This is a genomic window from Sporomusa sp. GT1 (genome assembly GCF_014634905.1).
Taxonomy (GTDB): Bacteria; Bacillota; Negativicutes; order Sporomusales; family Sporomusaceae; genus Sporomusa; species Sporomusa sphaeroides.
This window is the reverse complement of record NZ_BMBX01000016.1, coordinates 1-23,287: the sequence shown is the minus strand read 5'-3', so window position 1 is coordinate 23,287 and position 23,287 is coordinate 1. Positions and strand designations below refer to the sequence as shown.

The 23,287-nt window shown below is 42.1% G+C and carries 15 protein-coding genes; 14 read left to right on the top strand and 1 reads right to left on the bottom strand.

The window, feature by feature from the left end:
* Position 1: 1 nt before the first annotated feature.
* The 13 genes from GT1_RS15895 (at position 2) to GT1_RS15835 (ending at position 21,010) form a co-directional block, all read left to right on the top strand.
* On the top strand, positions 2–1,075 hold the full coding sequence (locus GT1_RS15895; RefSeq protein WP_188399558.1) for a branched-chain amino acid aminotransferase: 1,074 nt from the start codon (positions 2–4) through the stop codon (positions 1,073–1,075).
* Between the two features lie 158 nt (positions 1,076–1,233).
* A complete protein-coding gene (gene cdaA, locus GT1_RS15890; RefSeq protein ID WP_075752925.1) occupies positions 1,234–2,049 on the top strand; it encodes a diadenylate cyclase CdaA in 816 nt (271 codons plus the stop codon).
* Entirely contained in the window at positions 2,049–2,990 is a 942-nt protein-coding gene (locus GT1_RS15885) for a YbbR-like domain-containing protein (RefSeq protein WP_188399557.1), read from the top strand. Before cdaA ends, GT1_RS15885 begins: the two co-directional genes overlap by 1 nt.
* Before the next feature lie 143 nt (positions 2,991–3,133).
* On the top strand, positions 3,134–4,729 hold the full coding sequence (locus tag GT1_RS15880; RefSeq protein ID WP_188399556.1) for an NAD(P)/FAD-dependent oxidoreductase: 1,596 nt from the start codon (positions 3,134–3,136) through the stop codon (positions 4,727–4,729).
* A 47-nt stretch (positions 4,730–4,776) separates the two neighbouring features.
* Complete coding sequence (glmM, locus tag GT1_RS15875; RefSeq protein ID WP_188399555.1) at positions 4,777–6,117, top strand: phosphoglucosamine mutase; 1,341 nt, start codon at positions 4,777–4,779, stop codon at positions 6,115–6,117.
* A 429-nt stretch (positions 6,118–6,546) separates the two neighbouring features.
* Positions 6,547–8,376 (top strand): glutamine--fructose-6-phosphate transaminase (isomerizing), encoded by a 1,830-nt coding sequence (gene glmS, locus GT1_RS15870; protein WP_188399554.1) that lies wholly within the window; start codon positions 6,547–6,549, stop codon positions 8,374–8,376.
* Between the two features lie 285 nt (positions 8,377–8,661).
* Positions 8,662–9,531 carry a TnsA endonuclease N-terminal domain-containing protein gene (locus GT1_RS15865; protein ID WP_188399553.1) on the top strand — a complete coding sequence of 290 codons (870 nt, stop codon included), beginning with the start codon at positions 8,662–8,664 and terminating at the stop codon, positions 9,529–9,531.
* Positions 9,500–11,626 (top strand): Mu transposase C-terminal domain-containing protein, encoded by a 2,127-nt coding sequence (locus tag GT1_RS15860; protein ID WP_223226306.1) that lies wholly within the window; start codon positions 9,500–9,502, stop codon positions 11,624–11,626. Before GT1_RS15865 ends, GT1_RS15860 begins: the two co-directional genes overlap by 32 nt.
* Positions 11,623–13,242 (top strand): ATP-binding protein, encoded by a 1,620-nt coding sequence (locus GT1_RS15855; protein ID WP_188399551.1) that lies wholly within the window; start codon positions 11,623–11,625, stop codon positions 13,240–13,242. The genes GT1_RS15860 and GT1_RS15855 overlap by 4 nt, the downstream gene beginning before the upstream one ends.
* A 15-nt stretch (positions 13,243–13,257) precedes the next feature.
* On the top strand, positions 13,258–14,829 hold the full coding sequence (locus tag GT1_RS15850) for a TnsD family Tn7-like transposition protein (protein ID WP_188399550.1): 1,572 nt from the start codon (positions 13,258–13,260) through the stop codon (positions 14,827–14,829).
* Positions 14,819–16,450, top strand: coding sequence for a hypothetical protein (locus GT1_RS15845; protein WP_188399549.1), 1,632 nt, complete (start codon positions 14,819–14,821; stop codon positions 16,448–16,450). The genes GT1_RS15850 and GT1_RS15845 overlap by 11 nt, the downstream gene beginning before the upstream one ends.
* Before the next feature lie 117 nt (positions 16,451–16,567).
* On the top strand, positions 16,568–19,030 hold the full coding sequence (locus GT1_RS15840; RefSeq protein ID WP_188399548.1) for an ATP-binding protein: 2,463 nt from the start codon (positions 16,568–16,570) through the stop codon (positions 19,028–19,030).
* A 15-nt stretch (positions 19,031–19,045) separates the two neighbouring features.
* Entirely contained in the window at positions 19,046–21,010 is a 1,965-nt protein-coding gene (locus GT1_RS15835) for a hypothetical protein (RefSeq protein WP_188399547.1), read from the top strand.
* Positions 21,011–21,030: 20 nt separating this feature from the next.
* Here the strand turns inward: GT1_RS15835 and GT1_RS15830 are convergent, their stop codons facing one another.
* Positions 21,031–22,401: a hypothetical protein gene (locus GT1_RS15830; protein ID WP_188399546.1), complete on the bottom strand. Its 1,371-nt coding sequence runs from the start codon at positions 22,399–22,401 to the stop codon at positions 21,031–21,033.
* Between the two features lie 238 nt (positions 22,402–22,639).
* Here GT1_RS15830 and GT1_RS15825 point away from each other — a divergent pair, with 238 nt between their 5' ends.
* A complete protein-coding gene (locus tag GT1_RS15825) occupies positions 22,640–22,882 on the top strand; it encodes a hypothetical protein (protein WP_188399545.1) in 243 nt (80 codons plus the stop codon).
* The last annotated feature ends 405 nt before the right edge of the window (positions 22,883–23,287 follow it).

The following is a 23,287-nucleotide window of genomic DNA, read 5'->3' as shown; positions in this document are numbered from 1 at the left end:
CATGACAGATATTGCTGTTACACTGGCTGATAAACGCGGTACGCTTCCACCGGAAGACAAACTCGGTTTTGGCAAAATTTTTACCGACCATATGTTTGTGATGGATTATGCTACCGGTAAAGGCTGGTACAATGCCCGTATTGTTCCATACGGACAAATTGAAATCTCCCCGGCAGCTATGGTGCTGCATTATGGTCAGGCTATTTTTGAAGGGATGAAGGCCTTCCGGACTGCGGACAATCGTATTGTTGTGTACCGTCCGCTTGACCACCTGAACCGGTTTAACCATTCGGCAGATATCCTGAGCATTCCGCAGATGGATGTTAATGTGCTGCATGACGGTCTGAAGCAGCTTATCGAAATTGATAAAGAGTGGGTGCCCAAATCGCTGGGGACTTCCTTGTATATCCGGCCATTTGTCATTTCCACCGATCCTTTTGTCGGTGTAAAAGTGGCTGATCAGTACACTGTATTTATTATTCTGTCACCTGTTGGGGCGTACTACGCTTCCGGCTTCAAGCCTGTCGCCATTAAGGTTGAGGAGCATTTTGTCCGTGCTGTCAAAGGCGGCCTGGGTGAAGCCAAGACGCCGGCGAACTATGCAGCCAGCCTGAAAGCGGCGGAAGTCGCCAAAAAGGAAGGGTATACCCAGGTATTGTGGCTTGACGCGCTGGAACAAAAATATATTGAAGAAGTAGGTACCATGAACATCTTCTTCAAAATTGATAATGAAATTATTACTCCGGCATTGAATGGCAGTATCCTCAACGGCATTACCCGCCGTTCGGTACTTGCCGTTGCGAAAGACTGGGGTATGAAAGTATCGGAACGCCGTATTTCCATTGAGGAAGTATACGAAGCGCATGAGCAAGGGCGTCTCCAGGAAGTTTTCGGTTCCGGTACGGCTGCCGTTATTTCTCCGGTTGGCGAGCTTTCCTGGAAGGGCAGGAAAATTACTATCAACAATAATGAGATTGGTGAAACCTCGCAAAAACTGTTTGATTATATTACCGACATTCAGCAGGGACGTGTTGCTGACAAATTTGGCTGGACCGGTGAAATGGCAAAACTGTAATCTATCGATTAAAACAATTAGGCTTGTGCTAAAGGCACAAGCCTAATTTTGATATTATTTATATTAATATTTTTTAATTACCTAAAAGGTTTTCCTATTTTTGGGGAGAATAAAGTTATAGTCGTACTGCAATTTATTGTGTGTTTGAGGTGTACAGCATGTTATTACAAATACGGGGCATAATTTCTACAATCAGCTTTCTCGATATCATCGATATGGCGATTGTTGCCTATGTATTATACAAATTATATATTATGATCCGGGATACCCGGGCGGTCGCCCTGTTAAAGGGCCTGGCCGTGCTATTGCTGGCTACCCTTGTCAGTAAATGGCTGGAACTTAATGTTATCAACTGGCTGCTGCAAAAAACCATGACAGTGGTGCTGGTGGCCTTGCCGGTTGTTTTTCAGCCTGAGCTTAGACGGGCGCTGGAACAATTAGGGCGGGGACGCTTTTTCAAAAACAGCTCCCAGCTCAACGCGGAAGAAAAAGAAACCCTGTTTACCGAATTGACGCGAACCGTCACGGCTCTGTCCAAAAATAAAATTGGGGCCTTGATGGTGCTGGAGCGCGATACCGGCTTAAATGATTATATTGAAACAGGCATTAAAGTCGACGGTTTGGTGACCAGCGAATTCCTGATTAATATTTTTATTCCCAATACGCCGCTGCATGATGGTGCTGTTATTATTCGCGGCAATAGAATACAGGCGGCAGGCTGTCTGCTGCCGTTATCTGACGACAGGACGCTGACCAAAGAACTTGGCACCAGACACCGGGCCGCCATTGGTATCAGCGAGCAGGCGGATGCGGTTGTCATTGTTGTCAGCGAAGAGACCGGGATTATTTCCCTGGCCAGAGGCGGCAGACTGCACCGGTATCTGGATGCCGACAAACTAAAAGAGCACCTTGCCCCATTATTTGTGGCCAAAACCTCTTCGCTTAGCGATCTCTTTAGCTGGAGGCCTTCGTAATGTTTGAAAAATACTTAAAAAAACCCGGCGAAGATAAAAATCAGGCACCTAAAATTTTTGCCGTTATCTTAGCCGTAATACTTTGGTTGTATGTTATGAATGAACAAAATCCACCCATAGAGTCCTGGGTCACCATGCCGTTGGAAGCGCGCAATGCAGCTACCAGTTATGTCATTAATGAGGTGCCGGACTCTGTCCGGGTGAAGGTCCGCGGTCCGCGGAGCATTGTGGCCGGATTGATCAACCGGGAGCTTACGGCCTATGTTGATGTAAAGGGCCTGGGAGAAGGCCGTCATAACCTTAAGGTCACGCCTGCTTTGCCTTCCAATTTGGAAGTTGTTGAAGTCAGCCCGGAGCGGGTGCAGATACAGATTGAAACTGTCGTCAGCCGTGAGGTGCCGGTGGAGGCGCGTCTGACCGGCGCACCGGCCAAGGGTACGCTGACAGGCAAAGTTACTATTGCGAATGAAAAGGTTACCATTGAAGGACCGAAGCATCTTATCGAAACCGTAGAAAAGGTAATGGCGCCTGTGGATCTGGCAGGCAAAAACGCCGATATTGCCATCGATGCGCAGCTAATTCCTGTCAATACCAAAGGCAAAGAAGTACAAGGCCTGACTATTTATCCGGAAAAAACGCGGGTAACCGTAGTGTTAATGGCGGCAGTAGTCAAAAAAACAGTGGATGTGAAGCCGGTGACCCAGGGGGAATTGCCAGCAGGTTTTGTCATTCAGAGTATTATTACCCAGCCTGAGAAAGTGGAGGTAAGCGAGAACACGCCAGGCAAAACGATTGAGAAGCTTGATGCCGTTTATACCGAGCCGGTCATGTTAGCCGGTATTAATAAAGACACGAACAAAGAGGTCAGACTCCAACTGCCCGAAGGTGTGACAGGCACACCGCCGACGGTTACCGTCACTATAAAAATCGGACCCCGGTAGGTTTGCGTTAAAGAATCTGACAGGCGCAGGCGGGTGGTGCATTGACAACGTTCCACCATTGGCGTTTGATTTTCGCTGTTGAACACACCATCTGCCGGCAACAATAGTTGGCATGTTATATATAGTTAAAGGAGATAAGGTTATTGCTCAAAATCAGCAATTTTCGCGTGCCGTTAACCGAAGATGCGCCATTGGAACAATTGGTGGCCAAGCGTCTCAAACTGCCGGCCGCGGCAATCCGTCAAGTGGTGATTAGCCGCCGGGCAGTCGATGCCCGGCGGAAGCATAATATTAATTTTGTCTATACGTTAGAAGTTGGGACCGCCGTTTCGTCTGCGCAGGTGTTGTCCCGGCTGCCAGGGGATAAAGATATTGCGATGGTAACTCCGGCTGTGCCGGAGGAAATCATTCCGGGCAGCAAGCCGTTAGATAACCGGCCGGTAGTGGTTGGCGCAGGACCGGCCGGCTTATTTGCTGCTTATATGCTGGCCAAGCATGGCTATAAACCGCTCCTGATTGAACGGGGGCGGAATGTGGAACAGCGTGCCGGGGATGTTGCCGGCTTTTGGCGTACCGGCAAATTCGACCCCATCAGCAATGTACAGTTTGGCGAAGGCGGCGCAGGTACTTTTTCCGACGGCAAGCTGACCACACGGGTTAATGACCCGCGCATGGCCGAGATACTTGCTCTGATGGTGGAGGCCGGTGCACCGCCTGAAATCAAATATCTGCATAAACCCCATATTGGCACAGATAAGCTTAGGCAGGTTGTCAAAACCATCCGTAACCGCATTATTGAACTGGGCGGGCAGGTGGAATTTGAGGCCAGGCTGACAGCGGTTGCCATTGAGAATGGCCGCCTGTGCGGTCTGACAATTAATGATAACCGCTATCTGCCGTGTGAAGCCCTGTTTTTGGCTATCGGCCATAGCGCCCGTGATACGTATGAACTGTTATACCAGGCCGGCATTGCCATGGAAGCCAAACCATTTGCCATCGGTGTCCGCATTGAGCACCCGCAGGAACTCATTGATCAGGCGCAATACGGTGTAAGTGCCGGTCATCCCAAGCTGGGGGCTGCCGATTATGCGCTGGTATATCAAGACAAGGCGACAGGCCGGGCGGCCTACTCCTTTTGCATGTGCCCCGGCGGCCTGGTGGTCGCGGCGGCGTCGGAAGCCGGCGGGGTGGTGACAAATGGGATGAGTCTTTTTAGCCGGGATTCCGGTATCGCTAACAGCGCCCTGGCGGTTACCGTCAATCCGGCCGATTATGGCCCTCATGTGCTTGACGGTATTGCCTTTCAGCGCCGCTATGAACAACTGGCATTTGCCTTAGGCGGCCAAAACTATATCGCCCCTGTCCAGACTGTCGGTGATTTCCTGGCAGGCCGGAGCGGCGGCAAGAACTATCTGGTTACCCCGAGCTATCGTCCGGGGGCAGCCCCGGCTGATCTCCGGCAATGCCTGCCTGAGTTTGTCACAGCCACACTGGCTAAAGCCTTGCCTGATTTTGGCCGTAAAATTCGCGGCTTTGATCATCCGGGCGCAGTGCTTACCGGCGTTGAGACCAGAACCTCAGCACCTGTAAGAATCGTTCGCGGGCCGGATTTTGCCTCAGTAAATACCGCCGGACTCTATCCGGTTGGCGAAGGTGCCGGGTATGCGGGAGGCATTATGAGCGCCGCTCTTGACGGCATGAACGCGGCCATTAGTTTCATAAAAGAATATAAGGCATAGCCTTAACCCCTTAATTGCGCAGGAATTGAAAGGAGCAAGCAACCTCTATGGCAAGACTGTTTGGAACCGATGGCGTACGCGGCTTAGCTAACGCTGAACTTACACCCGAACTGGCCTTTAAAATGGGCCGGGCGGCTACCTATTATTTTGGCAAAGAGCATCAACGGCCGGTGTTTTATATTGGCCGTGATACCCGTATCTCAGGCCACATGCTGGAAGCAGCCCTGGCGGCGGGAATTTGTTCGGCAGGCGGCGAAGCCGTGCTGCTGGGTGTTGTCCCTACCCCGGCAGTAGCTTATCTGACCCGAAAATATGGAGCACAGGCCGGAGTTGTTATTTCGGCATCACATAATCCCTATCCGGATAATGGCATCAAATTTTTCGCCGGAACAGGCTATAAACTGCCGGATGCCGTTGAAAATGAACTGGAAAGCCTGATTGAAGCCGGAGCCGATGCCATGCCCCGGCCTACGGCTGACGGAGTGGGTTTTATTACCCGGAACCATGACCTGCTGGCCGAATACATCGACTATGCTGCCGGTACGGTGGAAACCACGCTGAGCGGCCTTAAAATTGTCGTTGACTGCGCCAATGGTGCTGCCAGTGAGGCTGCGCCCGCTGCCTTTAAAAAGCTGGGGGCAGAGGTCGTTATCCTTAATGACAGCCCGGACGGCATTAATATCAACGCAGGCTGCGGTTCAACCCATCTGGAACAGCTGCAGGCAGCCGTAGCACAGCATCAGGCCCACTTAGGTCTGGCCCATGACGGGGATGCCGACCGTTGTCTGGCTGTTGATGAAACCGGTATGGCTGTTGACGGTGATCAGATCATGCTGATTTGCGCATTGGAAATGCTCAGGCAGGATACGCTGCCGGAAAAAACCCTGGTAGCTACCGTCATGAGCAATCTGGGTCTGCACCAGGCCATAAAAAATGCCGGTGGCAAAGTACTTGTTACACCGGTGGGTGACCGCTATGTACTGGAAGCCATGCTGAAACATAACCTGGTACTTGGCGGTGAGCAGTCAGGTCATATTATTTTCAGCCAATACAGCACCACCGGTGACGGCCTGATTACTGCCCTGAAACTGGCTGCCGCCTTAAAACAAAGCGGCAAAAAGATGTCAGAACTGGCTCAGGTTATGACCAGATTCCCGCAGCTCTTAGTTAATATCAGGGTTAAGAGCAAAGAAGGCTGGGAAACCAACGCCAATATTGCTGCCGCCATTAAAGCCGGGGAAACAGAACTGGGGGATAATGGCCGGATACTGGTACGCCCTTCCGGCACCGAACCGCTGATCCGCGTAATGGCTGAAGGCCCCTCGCTGCCTGACCTGGAGCGCATTGTCGCTGCCATTGCCGGGGTAATTAAACAAGAACAGGAATAAACGTTATTGACCAATATGGTAAACTATATTACAATGAGATAGAATACAAGCAAGGGAGCACTAAATAGTGCTCCCTTGCATATGTATGGGTAGTATGGACTACTAATAATGGGGGGTGGGAATGAACCGCATAAGCCGGATAATAACAACCGTTATGGAAGAAACTAATTTTAAAAAAGCGCTGGTGCTTGGAGGTTTTCCAAGCAGACGAGGAAGAGGTTTATCGAGCAGTCAGCGGATGCCTCTCGGCCCCTGCCAGTCGTTAGCCGGCCGACAAACCCGCAGGGTGATCTGCGGAACAAAACGGTGGCATGCAGGACAATTATCGGATTACAAGTAAAAAGGAAAGCAGGATTGCCTGGCAGTATTATTGCTGTGCGGGGCACTCCTAGTTTTCTGCAGCATTTAACATTTAGGAGGTTTATATATATGTGTGGTATCGTAGGCTATATCGGACCCGATCAGGCCGCACCGTTTCTCTTGGAAGGCATGAGCAAACTGGAATACCGCGGTTATGACTCAGCGGGAATTGCCGTGTTTGACGGCACTGAAATACACGTGGATAAAAGCGTAGGACGCTTGAATGTACTGGCGAAAAAGGTAGATAGCCATCCGCTCAAAGGCCAGCTTGGCATCGGCCATACCCGGTGGGCTACCCATGGCCGTCCGTCTGACGCCAATTCTCATCCCCATACCGATTGTACTGGCAAATTTGTTGTCGTGCATAACGGCATTATCGAAAATTATCTGCACCTGAAAGAAAAGCTTATTGCCAAAGGCCATAAATTTACCTCCGAAACCGACACCGAGGTTGTGGCCCATCTCATTGAAGAATGCTACCAGGGCGATTTTGAAGCTGCTGTAAAAAAGGTGCTCGAACAAATCGAAGGTTCCTACGCACTGGTATTTATGTGCCAGGATGAACCAGACAAGCTCATCTGCACCAAACAGGATAACCCGTTGGTTATCGGTTTGGGAGAAGGTGAAAACTTTATTGCCTCTGATATTCCCGCCATCATCAGCCGCACCCGTAAAACCTATATTCTCAATGATGGCGAAATGGCCATTGTAACCAAAGATTCTGTTTGGGTTATGAACCGCCAGGGTGTGCCTGTAACCAAAAAAGTGTTTGAAGTTAACTGGGATGCCGAAGCCGCTGAAAGAGGCGGTTATGAGCATTTCATGATTAAAGAAATTTACGAACAGCCCAAGGCTGTCCGGGAAACCATGACAGGCCGTTTAGCCAAAGATGACAGCGGCGTAACCTTTGACGAACTCAAATGGACCAAAGAGGATATTGCCGGCATCAAAAAAATTGCTGTTGTCGCCTGCGGCACAGCCTACCATGCCGGTATTGTCGGCAAATATCTTATGGAAAATCTGGCCCGCATTCCGGTAGAAGTCGATGTCGCCTCAGAATTCCGCTACCGTTCCCCCATCATCGATGATCAAACCCTGACCATTATTATCAGCCAGTCCGGTGAAACGCTGGATACCCTGGCGGCTCTCAAAGAAGCCAAAAAACTGGGTTCCCGTACACTGGCTATAACCAATGTTGTCGGCTCTTCCATTGCCCGTGAATCCGACCAGGTAATTTATACCTGGGCTGGCCCGGAAATCGCCGTGGCCTCCACCAAAGCCTATACCACCCAGCTCATTGTTATGGCACTCTTAGCCATTTATATGGGGTCACTCAAAGGCACGCTGGAGCAGGAAAAGGCCCGGGAACTCTGCCGGGAGCTGCGGAATCTGCCTAACCAGATTCATGAATTGCTGGAAGACGTGGAACCAATAAAAACCTTTGCCCAACAGTATGGCTTTAAAGAAGACGTATTCTTTATCGGCCGTTCTTTAGACTATGCAGTAGCCCTGGAGGGCTCGTTAAAACTTAAAGAAATATCCTATATCCATGCTGAAGCCTATGCTGCCGGTGAACTCAAACACGGCACCCTGGCCCTCATCATTGAGGGAGTACCGGTTATCGCCTTAGCTACCCAAAAAGATGTCTACGAAAAAATGCTCAGTAACATCAAAGAAGTAAAAGCCCGCGATGCCGTCGTTATCGGCATAGGTCTTAAAGGTGACGAGCAAATTGAAAAGTATGTTGACCATACCATCTATATTCCTGCCACCGATAAATTCCTGACGCCGATTCTGTCAGTCATTCCGCTGCAGCTCTTAGCTTACTATGCGGCTGTGACCCGTGGTTGTGATGTTGATAAGCCGAGGAATCTGGCGAAGAGTGTGACGGTAGAGTAAAAGAATACTAAATCCACAATTATACTGTAATAAGGAAATAAAGTTTGTTACCGTAAAATAAAGAAGGTTATTTGATAATAAAGTTTGATACTGAACAAATATATAAATACTCAACAGATAGAATTAGTTGCTTATATAAGGAAAGAGATGTGCCACAGAGGGCGCGTCCCTTTCCTTTTCCTTTTTTTGGATGATATAGCTATTGAACATTAGGATAATATATGTGCAGAGGTTCAAACCATGGACTAAGTACCTTATAGGATGTTTTGGAAGTGAGGGGATTCTTTGGCTAAACGTAACAGAGGAATGACCGAACAGAAACGGGAACGCCTAATACAAGAAGGTCGTGGACAGGGATTTGGACGGGAATACAAGCCATGGCTTACTATACAGGATATCCCGTCTGTAGGGTGTGCTTCCCGAATATTTGGATGGAAGACACAACGAATTCACCACTGTCTATCGAAGATTGAGAAAAGTTATCTCTATTGCCTGGATTGGGCTGATGATGTTATTGATATACGGGAGCAATTTCCGTTAAATATCGAAAAAACTATACAGATTGCTGAAAAAAAGGGGATTAGGCATCCGCGTGACCCTAAAACGAAAGAAGTCATTGTCATGACTACGGACTTTCTTATTACAGTACTGCGAGACAATTGCCAAATGATAATTGCTCGTACTATAAAGCCGAAGAAAAAGCTACAAGAGAAACGCATTCAACAAAAGTTGTTTATTGAACGAATCTATTGGGAAGAACAAGGCATTGATTGGGGAGTTATTACAGATGAGTGTCTTCCTCAAAATTTAGTGAAAAATATTGAATGGCTTCATAATGTCTATTGGCGGGAAAGCCTTGAGGATATCAAAGATGAGTATATAGGGCAAGTTTTTACAGCTTTTAAAAAAGCTACTGTTGGGGTATCACGCAATGAAAGCCTTGCTCATTTTTTGCAGTGTATGGACCAAAAAATAGCCTTGGATGAAGGAACTTCACTAAAAATTTTTAGGCACCTATTAGCTCGAAAGATTATTCGAACAGATATGATGCGCAAAATTATCATATCAGACACGATTTCCCGATTTGAAACGGTTGTACTCAGTGTAGAGGGGGCTAGAATTGATGATAGCCAAAAACGAACTGATTCAATATGATCATCAAGGGCAGAGCATTACTGAACGTATTCTTTTTATAGATGAAGCTAACGATACTGTGGTTGCAATAAACATAAGCTTGCAATCTCTCCCGGTATCGAAAACCTTGTCAGAGGTATTGCAAAGCTTGCGAAACGGCGAAATGAGGAAGATATCTGATGATCCGTGGATACGGATTGTCGATGAAACTTCTTTATCAGATAAAGAAAAACAGATTCGTGCACGGGCTTGGGAAATTATTGGCCCAATGTTTACATCCGATAATGAGCCGTATCTTTATGATCCTATAATGCGGGGAAAATTAGTAAGAGACACGATGAATCGTTGTGGCGTTGCAAAGATGAGTATTTACCGGTTGCTTAAGCGTTATTGGCATCGAGGTATGACGATGAACGCGTTCCTACCCGATTATGATAATTCCGGTGGGCGCGGCAAAAGAAAAACCAAGGGAGACAAAAAACTGGGGAGACCACGTAAATATCCGTCTATTATTGGTGGAGAAATTGATGAAAAAACCAGAAAAATAATGGATGTCTGCATTGTGCGATTCCTTCTCAAGAAAGGGAAGAAAGTTAAGATTAAAGATGCCTACGACATGATGATGCTTAATTATTTTACAGGAGAAAATGCTCAACTTGATTATGACGAAATCATCAAGGCGCCGACTCTTGATCAATTCACGAAGTATTTTAGAAACGAGTTTAAAATCTCGCAAGTAACTAGGGCTCGTGAAGGGGAAACCAACTATGCGCAAAATTTCAGGGCGATTACGGGAACATCTCAGCAGAATACTTATGGCCCAGGGCATCGGTTCCAGATAGATGCAACTGTCGCCGACATTTACTTGTTGGCCGAAGCAGACCGTAAAAGTATTATCGGGCGACCTGTCCTGTATATCGTTCAGGACGTATTTAGTCGGATGGTTACTGGCATGTATGTCGGTCTGGAGGGTCCGTCGTGGATCGGTGCTATGATGGCTTTAGCCAACACTGCAACGGATAAAGTAGCCTTTTGTGCGGACTGTGATATAGCGATCAAACATGAACAATGGCCCTCTCGTCACTTACCGGAAACCATCTTGGCGGATCGGGGAGAATTAGAAGGATATAATGTGGAATCCTTAATTTATGGGTTACACGTTGTCGTCGAAAATACAGCTCCCTATCGACCAGACTGGAAAGGAGCAGTAGAACGTTTTTTTCGTACTATACATGATCGGGTTCGACCGGAGGTGCCTGGCTTCATACTGCCGGATTACCGCAAGCGGGGACAACCTGATTATCGGTTGGATGCTACGATGACGCTAAAAGATTTTACGCAGTTGGTCATCGGTATTATTTTGATGCATAACGAAGAAGTGATATCTTCCTATGAGTGTGATGCCGAAATGGTTGCCGATGGTTTAATTCCAACTCCGCTTGAACTATGGAATTGGGGAGTGAAAAACAGGTCGGGTAGCTTGCACATTATTCCGGAAGATATAGTAAAGCTCTATCTTCTTCCCATGGACAAGGCATTGGTTACTCCCAAAGGGATCAAGTTTAAAAAAATGTATTATTCCTGTGAAAAAGCGCTGATGGAAGAATGGTTTGATCGAGCAAGAATTAAAGGTAACTGGTCGATAGATATTTGCTTCGATTATCGTAATATGACCTACATATATATCAAAGATGAGCATGGCAGAGGTTATACGATCTGCCGTATGCTTGAACGGTTAGATAAATATTTAGGTCGGTCCTACGAAGACATTCTGTTTCTTGATGAGCTTGAACTTACTCGGCTAAAAGGAAAAAGCGATCAAGGATTACAAAACAGGCTTAAACGTCTGAAACAGTCGCAAAAAATTATTGAAAATGCTTTAGAAAAAAAAGCTGAATCATCAGAATCTGACTCAAAGCGGGTCCAAGGAATTCGGGATAATCGTCAAGTTGAGAAAGAACGTAATCGCGAAAAAGAAGCGTTTATATTGGCGGACGCACAGATCCAAGATATTGTAAGTGATAGTCTAAATCGGCCATCATCTGTACAAGGTGCGCCTACTAAACATCCTAGAATGCTTGCCATTCTTAAACAGGTACAAAAAGGAGAAAAATGATTAGTAAAAAATTTGTACATCCGCTGCCGAAACTTTTTCAGGGCAGTACCGTTAACGCATCTTACCTCCCCTCTCCTATAGAGGAATATAGAGGGAATCCTTTAATTGAGGCACTGCCGCCAATTTTTTCGTATTTAGAAGCTGCAGAAAAGATGGCTAGATATCTTTCGTTTGCTCCATGGGAGCGAGAAATGGAAAGTCATATTCGTCTCTATTTTCCCTTACGCTTATATCATTATTACCAGCCGCTGGAACAGCATATTGAGCTGGAGAGCAAGATATCGAGGATGATACGGCAAGGATATCTTTCGAGAAATCCATCGACACCGGAATTTCCTCAGTATCTAGGGACAGTAAGAAGAACTGTGCGAAGCATCGGGCAATATGAATTGTCAGAGGATATCTTTAACGATGCACATGCAATAACGATAATTGGGTTTTCGGGAATTGGAAAAACGCGGGCTGTCAACCGGATTTTGAACATGTATCCGCAGGTGATAATACACTCCAAGCCCATTAATCTTCTGCAAGTTGCATGGTTGAAAATTGACTGTCCTTATGATGGCTCTTTGCGTGGACTCTGTATCTATTTTTTTCAGGCAATGGACCGTGTATTGGGGACCAATTATTATGAGAAATTCGTGTCTACGCGCACATCCATAGATATGATGTTGGCTCACATGGCTCAAATTGCAGCGCTACATTGCATTGGGGTTTTAGTAATCGATGAAATTCAGCATTTGGATATGGCCAAAGGTGGTGGCTCGGAAAAGATGCTGAACTTTTTTGTAACCTTGGTTAATACAATCGGTGTTCCGGTAGTGCTAATCGGAACTATGAAAGCCCTCGGTGTTTTACAGCAACAATTTCGGCAGGCAAGGCGCGGTTCGGGGCAAGGTGATGTTGTTTGGGAGCCTTTGCCGCATGACGAGCTTTGGGATTTGCTACTGGGAAAGATGTGGGAATATCAGTGGTCGAAAAAAATTGTTCCATTTTCTAATGAGCTGAGTAAAGTTATGTACGAAGAAAGCCAAGGAATTATTGATATAGCTGTTAAGTTGTTTTTGCTGGCGCAATTGCGGATTATATATGATGAGTCTGAAGAAATAACACCAGAGGTAATTCGGCGTGTATCCAAAGAAGATCTTCGTTTGGTGCAACCCATGCTGGAAGCTCTTAGATCCGGAGATCTAAGAAAAATTATGAAATACGACGATATTCGGCCTCTAGATATTCGTCAATTAGTAGTTAAATATTTGGATCGAAACGGCAGCATCAGCTTGGAACAGCTGAGTCAGTTGGAAGCCAGTATATCTGCGCAGGAAGAAGACATTTTAAAAAAAGTGTTGGAGCATTTGTTATCAATGGGAATTGATTCTAATATTGCACAACAAGCGGTTGAAAATACTTTTAAAGAAATGGATGCTCATACCAATTTGGCTGAAGCATTGCGCCGGTCTACAGTATTGGCGTTATACCCTGACGAAATGAAAAAAGCTGATAAAACAAAAAGGAAAAACAATGATGCACAAAAAGCAAAAAGTGTTCCGCAGGGATATGAGGATCTTAAGGCAGCCGGATATATTAAAGATCCATTAAAAGACTTTAATCTGTAGTGAGCTGAAGCAATAATGATTAGTCACTTCCCAAACCCTTATCCAGATGAGCTATTTTACAGTATATTGTCACGTTATCACGCCAGAATAGGAAATCGGAGTTTTCGGATCACGCTCAATGAGTTGTTCGGTTCACGGAATGTCATGGTGAGCGCAGACTTGCCCGGTCATATTTCGTTATTGGCAAAGCGGCTTTCGCAGTTTATGAGGTATTCAGCTAGAGAGTTAGCGTACAATCACACTCTTTATCCGTTTTATTCTCCTTTTCTTCCTATTGAGCGTGCAACAAAAGTACTGCATTGCATGTATTCGGATCGTGGCGGAGTCGTGCACTATACAGCGGGACTAATGGCCAGTAGAATAGCATCATTACTTGTCCTAAGGTATTGTCCTGAATGTGTAAGTGAAGATCGCGTCAATTTTGGCGAAGCCTATTGGCACCGAAGTCATCAACTGCCTTTTTTGCCGGTATGTTGGCTACATGAGACTCCCTTATCGGATAGTGGCGTTTCTGCAGTTGGATCAAAAATGGACAGCCTTGTTCATTTGGAAGAACTTGAAAATCTGGATCTATTACCCCTTAACGATATAGCCCCGGATATTGTTGTTTGGCTGGTGAAATTAGTTTCGGACGGCGTCTGGCTATTAAACAATCCGCAAAAACCTCAGCGGCTCCAATACTTTAGGACCCGCTATCTTGATGCGTTGGATCATCGTGGATTGGTTAGCCGAGGTGGCAAACAAGTCGATCAGAGACTTTTACAAGATGTTTTTCTTCAGACGTATCCTTGGCAATTGCTACAGTATTTTGGCATTCCATTGGATTATGACGATGATCACAATTGGCTGAGAGGAATGGTTCGAAAATACCGAAAAGCAGTACATCCTCTCTTCCATCTCTTGATGATGCGCTTATTATGGCGTTCTATGGATGAATTTTTTTCCACTAAGAAGCGGATGAATTCAATTAAAGAAACGAGCGAAGCAAAATCAAATAAGCACGGGCTAACCGAACCATCAATATTGGAAGAAAAACAGCGACAATGGGTAGTTCTTGAAAAGTCATTTCCTCAATTTGGACGCACTGAGCTTCGAAAGCATTCCCCGGCGCTTTATGTATGGCTATATCGGCATGATCCTGAATGGCTTAAACAAAGACCGATTGAAAAAGGCAGAACGAAAACAACTGTACAGCGGATTGATTGGTCTGATCGGGATATCGAAATTTATAAACAGGCTTATGCGTGGCTGAACCAGGAACGCAGCCTACAAGGTAAGCCCAAACGGATAACAGTTACCCGAATAGCAAAAGACTTAGGTGTACGTGCGTGGATAGAAAAGCATCCGGATAAGTTGCCATTGACGATGTCATTTCTAAAAAGTATAGCTGAATCGGTTGAAAGATTTCAGATCCGACGGATAAATTGGGTAGCTCAAAATATGAAGGATGAGGGAATTCGGATTGAAAGATGGCGCGTATGTCGCATGGCAGGTTTGCGTTCCGATCTTCATCCCGAAGTAGAGAGAGCGTTGGAAGAAATACTGGATGCTATGATTGTGGGAGGAGTCTATATTCATGCAGTTTAAGATTTGGCCCTTTGAAACTAATGAAATCCCAACCCTTTATTGGTTGACATCACCCCGAAAAAACGCCTCCGGGTGGGTAATGGATGCTGTGTTTAAGCGACAACCAGGGCATTTTCCAAGGATACTTCGTGTCGAAGTGCCTTGGGGTACATTACCTTATTTGCGAATCGGGCGAAAATATCGTTATAAAGGCCAATTGGATGAAACATCAAAGAGCGGCGTTGATGGAAATCTTTCCTTGTCTCAAAAGCATAGAGGACAGGTTATACCTGCTTTTTCAATGCCGCGCGAACTACGTTCCTTTTATGGAGATGAAGAATTGTCCCAAGAGATGGTCTGGGTAATGGACGACGGGAATAAGACGTATTATATTCCCTGTTTGGAGCTTATTCGCGCATTTTTGGCCTCGTCGGTATACATGACGAATCATCTCCTCTTCCCCACTGCTATTGAAGATATGGTGTTGGAGGAAGACATAAGGGGTAATGTCCTGGATATGGTTTTGAATCCGCGGATTCCCCCGGCTATCGCGAATAACTCTACTGCCTTTCATATTGCGTGGCTACGCCATAATCAAGCAGCCAGACAAATGTGGACTAGCGTGCTGGCAACCCAACGACAAAGATCGGTGGACGGACACTTGCCAACGATTGAAACTGTGCTGCAGTCGGGAATTCCTCTAGAGTGTGAACCTCCCAGTGATATCAAATATAATATTGGATACCAAGGATTTTACAGCGGGAGTAATTGGTTGATACAAGAAATTACCTCAATTAAAGGATTTGATATACCTTTTGACGAGGTGTATTTTTCTCACCCATTGCTACCAACAACGCGTTTTGAAGATGGAGAAAACAATAAACCTAGATCCAAAACAAAAGTGGCTGATTCAGGGCAAGAATTTGAGTTGGATAATCAGGGCGGGGCGGCAAAACCAACATCTTATCAGCCAAAGATAATCGTCTCTACTGTTGAGTTTTCGGCTAAGAGAAAACTCAAAATAAAACGAATATCGAATAAAAAAAGTACCATAGAAAGGGATAAAGTAGATGGAGAAAAAAATATTTGGCGTCTTTCTCACGAGGTAACTACGCAGGAAAATCGTCATGCTGGATACTTGCGTCCGATTGAGGTGGGGACGATTTCATATGTGGAGTTTAATAATTTGAGTCTGGAAAACCGTCAGGGATTGAAAGAGTTTATGCATACTTTGAATTTAATCCAAGACTATCGACCCAATTGGGTGATACAGATAGAATTTATGCCAGTACCTAAGGGGACGCGCATTTCAAAAGTTCCATCAGGTGAACCAAGGATGTGTGCAGTTGTAAGGATTGATAAAAACCTCAACACTCATCCAGTGTGGATTGTTGAGGTCTCACGACCAGATTGTTGGCCAATATCAACATCACTATTCTCTATTAAAAAGAAGACAGGGGAAAATCAATGTGCAGAAAAGATTGACAAGTGCGATTTTATATCTTCAATCAATAATGAAGGTCACTGGCATTATGAAATGCTTAAAATGTATGAGCAATTATTAATCAGAAGAGTAGTACATACTGGATCAGGCTTTAAAAAATGGATGAAGCGTATTATAGAAAAAATTGAGTTGTTTTGAAAACGTAACCAAAGTAGTAAGTTACTGGGAGGAATTAAAGACATTATCTTGAATGCATATAATTAAACAGACATCATGATTCAGAGAGAAATTATACCTTAATGAGGAGGTAAATATGTGAATGACGATTCAATTCTCGAGTCCCCCCTCTTGCCGGAATCAATTCCCTTTTCTACGTCAGCAAGAGTCATTTATCAATTGGGTGAGCAGTTAATTTCTGACGAATTTGTTGCTCTAGCAGAGGTAATAAAAAATTCCTATGATGCAGATTCACAGTATGCTTCAATCAAAATAGATACTACCGTAGATACTCCATATGGAAAAGGAATAATAGAGATAATTGATAACGGAAACGGCATGACAAAATCGATTTTGGTTCAGTCGTTTATGAGAATTGCTACGTTATTTAAAAAGGAGCAAAAATATTCTCCGCATTTTCATAGAAGAAATCTAGGAGAAAAAGGACTTGGTCGCTTATCAATTCAAAGGCTGGGCAGACATACGACACTAACAACTTCACCAAGAATGGATAGGCTACGTGAACGACTAACAGAAGAAGATAGTGCAGTTTATCTGCAATCTAATACTTATAAATTAGAGATTGATTGGTCTGAATTTGAAAGCTCAGACGAAGATATCTCAAAAGTAACAGGTCAAGTTTCTTGTCTAAATTATGAAATCCCTCGTTTTGGAACGACTATTTTGATTCAGGGCATTAAAAATATTGATTTTTGGAATTTAACCAAAAAACAATTAGTCAGAATACGAAGTGAAATTTTTGGAATGGTCAATCCCTATATTCAAGAAACTATCGAACAATTTGAAATTAAATTAGAAGTAAATGGGAAGAAATTATCTAGCTCAGAGATTGACGAAAACATTATTTCCTTGATGAGTGATATAAAAGTTGACTTTTCTTTTGATCACGACTGGACTCTTATAATTAATATATTAAATCGTAAGAAACTTTATCAGCGTTATCGTGATGCTAGAATTAATTTGATGAAAAATGATGGGTATAAAAAATATGAAGTTAAAAAAGAATACGATGATAAGTTTATTCCTTATAAAATAAATCTTTTAGATTATGCAAACCTCGCAAAAAATTTCCCATATCTTAGAGACGTTAAATTTCAAGAACTTAACGAGCTTTCTCAGGAAAAGCGTAAACCAGCTCATCCAGGTAGGTTTTCTGGTGTTCTCTATGTTTGTGAACAATCAAATGATTCTTTAGAAGAAGCGAGAAATAAGATAGTAAGTGGGAATTTGCCGACCAGAACTATCAAAGAATTAAAAGCTATTTGGAGTTCCGCTACGGGGGTTTATATTTTTAGAAATCACTTTCGGATTTTGCCTTATGGGCCTAAAGTTGATTGGTTAGGTTTTACTCAAAGATCGCAAAGATTAAAAGCTAACGCATATAAAACTCATACTGTATCTGGCTATGTGAAATTGGATAGCAAAGATAGTGAAAATTTACGTGAACAAACTAATAGGCAAGGTTTGATTGAGGATGTTTTTGGTTCGAATTTCCTTATGATACTTAGAGACATTGTTGCCGAAATAATAGCAAAAGAAGATATAAAATGTCGTTCTGGATTCGAAATTATGGAGAACAGCAGTAAAGATCAATTAATTACTCGTAATGAAAATATTGTATTTTTTAAAACGAATGTAACAGAACAAGAAAAAACAGCAATATTAGTTGAGGCAAAAAAAGCTGCAAGTGTACTAATTCAAATTCCAGAAGTCAACAAAGCTGCTTCAGAGTTAGCTACAACAATAACGGTACTAGAAAAGGTTGACAATGAGTTAACTCAGCAACGTAAGCAGGTACTTTCTCAGTATCAGTTTAAACTTGAAAAATTGCAGTCTATTGTAGGTCTTGCTGGACAAGCCATAATCGTAGAATCTTTAACTCATGAATTACACAGGATTGAACAAAATATTACTGATCATGCTAAAGAATCTAAGAGAATATTAAATGGGTTAATTAAGAAGGGTTTGTCCGAATGTCTAGATCCTCTGAAGAAGCAAGAATTGATCATTCAAGAAATGTTATTTCTTGAAAGGCAGTTAGAGCATTTAGAACCGACTTATCGAAAAAGTATAACAACAATTGAAGAAATTAGTATTAAGACGTTGTTAGAAGAGTTATATCTTAAAGAAGGTCCTATGACCAAAAAAGCAAAGGCATTTGATGTAAGGGTCCAAGTTGAAGGAGAAGATTTTAACGTCAAAGGAAATAAAGGGATATTAATAATAATTTTTGATAATCTGTTTTTAAACTCTCTCTATTGGGTTAGTGACTATAAAAATAAAAAAATTACATTTCAACTTGACTCAGAGAATAGTACAATTACTATTTGGGATACTGGGCCAGGTATACATGAGGATATTCTTAATAGAATATTTGAGCCGTTTGAAACAATGAAACCAGATGGAAGAGGCCTAGGGATGTATATTGTACAAGAATTGATGAAAGCATTTAATGGTAGTATTGAATTAAACAGGCAGGAAAAAAACGAATTTAATCGATACTTTAAATTCGTACTACGATTTCCTACTAGTAATCTTTGATAGGGGGATTTAACGGTGGACGAAATTAAGTCTACAGCAAATAATAATCACGTTATTGAACTTTACACAGTATTAGAAGGACTGGGAATAAATAAAGTTATTTCCTTCGATGATGATTGGAATCCGGAAAGAAAACAACAGATAGAGTTTCTTAAGATGGATATTGATACTATAACCAAAACGTTTGATATAGAAATTACTGAAGTTGAATCGTCGATAATATCTAATTTAGGATTAAATACGGTTGATGAGATTTTAGCCAGTAATGAAAAGGGTCTGAATAACTTAAATAATGAACTACAAAGTTTCATTGAAAGAATTTCCAAAAGAGAAATTGATAGCCCTTTAAAAAGTTTAAAGGAACTATTTAATCAAATTAGTGAGGCTAATCCAGAAAAAATTAGCTTTTGGACCTTCAGTAACTATGATGGATCGGTTTTAGAGAATAAAACTGGGAGAAATCTTATACTATTAGATATGAATATGCAAAATGTAGGAGAAGAAAAAGACGTTATAATACGAAGATTATTTGAAATACAATCAGGAAGGGAAAATCAATCAGATATTATAATTGTATATTCAAATGAACAAGGGATTGCGTCTTATGAAAAACATGACGATAAAATTGCATATGTTGAAGAGTATACTAAAAGATTACGTACAGAAGGCGACGATCAAAAAAAAGTTGCTTTATTAGAACAATTTTCAAAATGGGATATCCTGGGACAAAATATGCTAGTCTACTTAATTCCACATCAACTGTGGGCAATTAAAAAAGTTAGTGATTCAAAAGTATTATCTAACAATTTAGTTGAACGACTAAGTAAAGCTGCATTAGGGCAATCGTTACATGATTTTCTTGTTACAAGATTAACTAATATTAAAGAAGCAATGGTTGATTTAACAGCTACAAGTGATGACGAATTTGAACTTTTATACAGAGAATCTTTTGTGGAAGGAGAGCAATTTATAGATGTATTAGATAGGAGTCATAGAAACGCTTTAAATAAGATATCATATAATAAAGTCCAACATAAAGATTATATCCAATCAATGGTAAACGTTTTGCGGGCCGTACGGTATAAAAACAATAAAGTAATAAAAGATATAAAAACGTCTTGTGGGAATAACATTACTACTTTTCGTGAAAAGGTAAGAGGAGAGAAAGTTACAAAAGGACTTTATAAAGAGGAGTATAGTCTACTAGATTATACGGTAAATCATTTAAATAGAAATATTATGACTGGAGATATTTTTTGCCTTACTCCTTTTGACGAAAACGGCAAACAATATTTTGGTATACTTGTTACGCCAGACTGTGATTTAGTAGTACGAATGATTAACTCCGAATTCAAACCGCAATCATTAGGTCGTAAAGCAGATTTTGCATCATTAATACTTTTAGAAGGACATGAAGTAGATATTTCTAACAGTAGTTCTAAAGAATTTAAATGGGTTAAGGAAGGTAAGCGTAAAAACTCGGAGGAGCTTATCTGGCCTATTAAATATACTAATGAACAACAGAAAGAGACCTATAATGTACTGATCTCAGGGAATTCTAATAAAATACAACTAATAGATAGTAGGATTCTTGATTTATGTTCATTAGATAAAGAGGGATGGGCGAAGCTTGCATCGGATATTGTTCAAGTGCAGCCGTATTTAACATATCATTTTGAGCAATATTACGATAATGTTCTTAAAAATTGGATTAAAGGGGTAAATGATATTAAAAGTTATTTTCCGCATGATGGGTATGAGGATGAAATAGCAGCTACTCAAAAAATTGAAAGTGAGAATGATTCAAAAATACTTAATATTTTCGCTGGTTTGAGATACTTTGTCTCTTTAAATCTACAGCAGAATAGATTTGAAATACAGAGAATAGGTCGACTCGACATGAGAAGGACACTCAGCTTAATACAATCTCATACTAGTCAGTTTAGTCGAGTTGGAGCACAAAATTTACCATGTTCTTAAAAGTAAGAGGAGCGTTGAAATCATCGCTCCTCTTTTCTGAATATAAGAACTTTCTCATACTTCATCGTTTGTGTAATACTATTTCGGCTAGGCATTTTTTTCGAATAGATACCGCGTGTAACACCTAAGACGAACATTGCCCCATGGTTTTTCATAAAATCAACTGTTATTAGGTCCGTCGGAATTTCTTTGCGGTCAACTCGTCTATTTGCTACAGTCCAAATTATATATGCATTGTTATTAAGCGAATTACAGATATGTTCAATGGTTTTATTTAAATCATCGAAGAATCCAATAACCTTTGATTGGTTATTTGTACTACTATTTTTAAGTAAACTCATCGTTTCTTTTAGAGTGGGCGATAATGAAAATAATTTATCTGCGCTTTTCGACTTATTTTTAAGAATACCACCTAAACTGCGGCTATCAATTTCTAGTGTGCTTTTTAAATATGTTGAATCAACCTCCTTATCTATATCTTCTAGATTGATCCACTGTAATGGTAAGAAAGCGCTTTGTCCATATGGAACAGTTGTTTTATTATCACCATAGGGAGGAGACGTAACGACTAGGTCGTAAAGGTGTTTGTTATCTTGTAACCTAATTTGTTGAGAAGAATTGGCCAAGTAAATATTAGCTTTATATTTGTACCTTTCTTTTTGTAAAAGATTTAATTCTTTAAGTCCTAGAGCTTGATCGTTAAGCTGGTCCATGTTTCTTTGGGAGATTGCCTCGAAGAGTTGTAACGGTTGAATAGTTCGACTATATATTTCATGTTTAGGACGCATATGTAATTTATATGTTGAGGTTCTTGAATTGCTTGAGAAACGTATAACCTCACTAAATGCTACCCAAAAGAAACGTCTAACCCAAAGAAGATTTTCTTGCTTTATTGCACGAAATATTTTTGACAATTCAATTGCTACATCACTACGGAACCATTTAGTCAGACCATTGAATGCAACTTCAATTATCTCGCTGTGATCATTTACAGCCGTTTTGAAAATTTTTTTGTAACTATGAGCTAACATATTGCTATTAAAGGGACCAATCTTCGCCCGCCCTATTAAGATTGCCAGTGGATTGATATCTTGACCGACAAAATTTAAACCGCGAAACATACATTCAGTCATAGTAGTAGCAGAACCGACAAAGGGATCCAGAACATTTTTGATTCCTGGTTGAAGGCTAAGAAGAATATCAATGAGTTCTCCTTGCATATCTGGTACCATCATTGCTGGATAATGATAATATACATGAGCGTGTTTTCTAGTTGCACCTTTAAAAGTCCAATAATCTACTTTATTTTCACTTTTTGATTGAATTATTTCCACTAATTCATGATCAACGTTAGGAAGGGTATGAGGAACAACATTCGCTAGAATCGGCAAGATTATACCCCTTCTTTTCTTTAATTTTCTAGTACAATAATACTCTATTTTGGGTTAGATTACCAGGCTTTGTGAAAAAAAAGGACAGCGTTTTCATATCACTTTCTTTAAATGTTCAATTAATGTTCACCTGGAAAAGAGGCGATGCGCTTGAGAAATAGTATGTAAATTTAGTAAGATGCTGCATATGATCTGACATCTTTGAATAGTTACAAATTCTTAATAGGAGCGATGCGGAATGATTACTAGGGTAGGCTTGTCCAACTGGATAGTAGAAGCATTAAAGTTTTATGGGGGAAGTGCTTCAATAGTGGAAATCTGCAAATATGTTTGGGAAAATTATGCGGAGCAGTTAAGAGAATCAGGAGATTTATTTTATACTTGGCAATACGAAATTAGATGGGCAGCCGGAACTCTAAGAAAACAAGGTATTATGAAACCGGTAGAAATAAGTCCGCAAGGAATATGGGAATTATTGTGAGATTAACTGCGGTGGCAAGTAACAGACTTTATTTCTTAGAAAGTCAATTGTAAGTTTTATTTGGATCAATTAGTAACAAACTTTGTTTTATAATTCACCATGAAAAAGGGGCTGATAAATATAACCTTATAAGCTTGTGGGTAACGAACTTTATTTCCGTTCTACATATACTAAAAATCAGCAACTTGCCTCTCACGTAATGTGAGGGAATAGTTGCTGATTTTTGTATGTCACGGAATGACATTTTTGTATCTATCTGTTCTTTAAATATCTGCCCCGGATTTCCACATCAATGGGGTTGAAAAAAGCTGCGACATCCACCTTTAGGTGAATATTCCGGGGCGAAAAACCATCCTGTCCGGATGGTTGGTTCCAACCATTCCGGACGATGGTTCCAATGGCTCC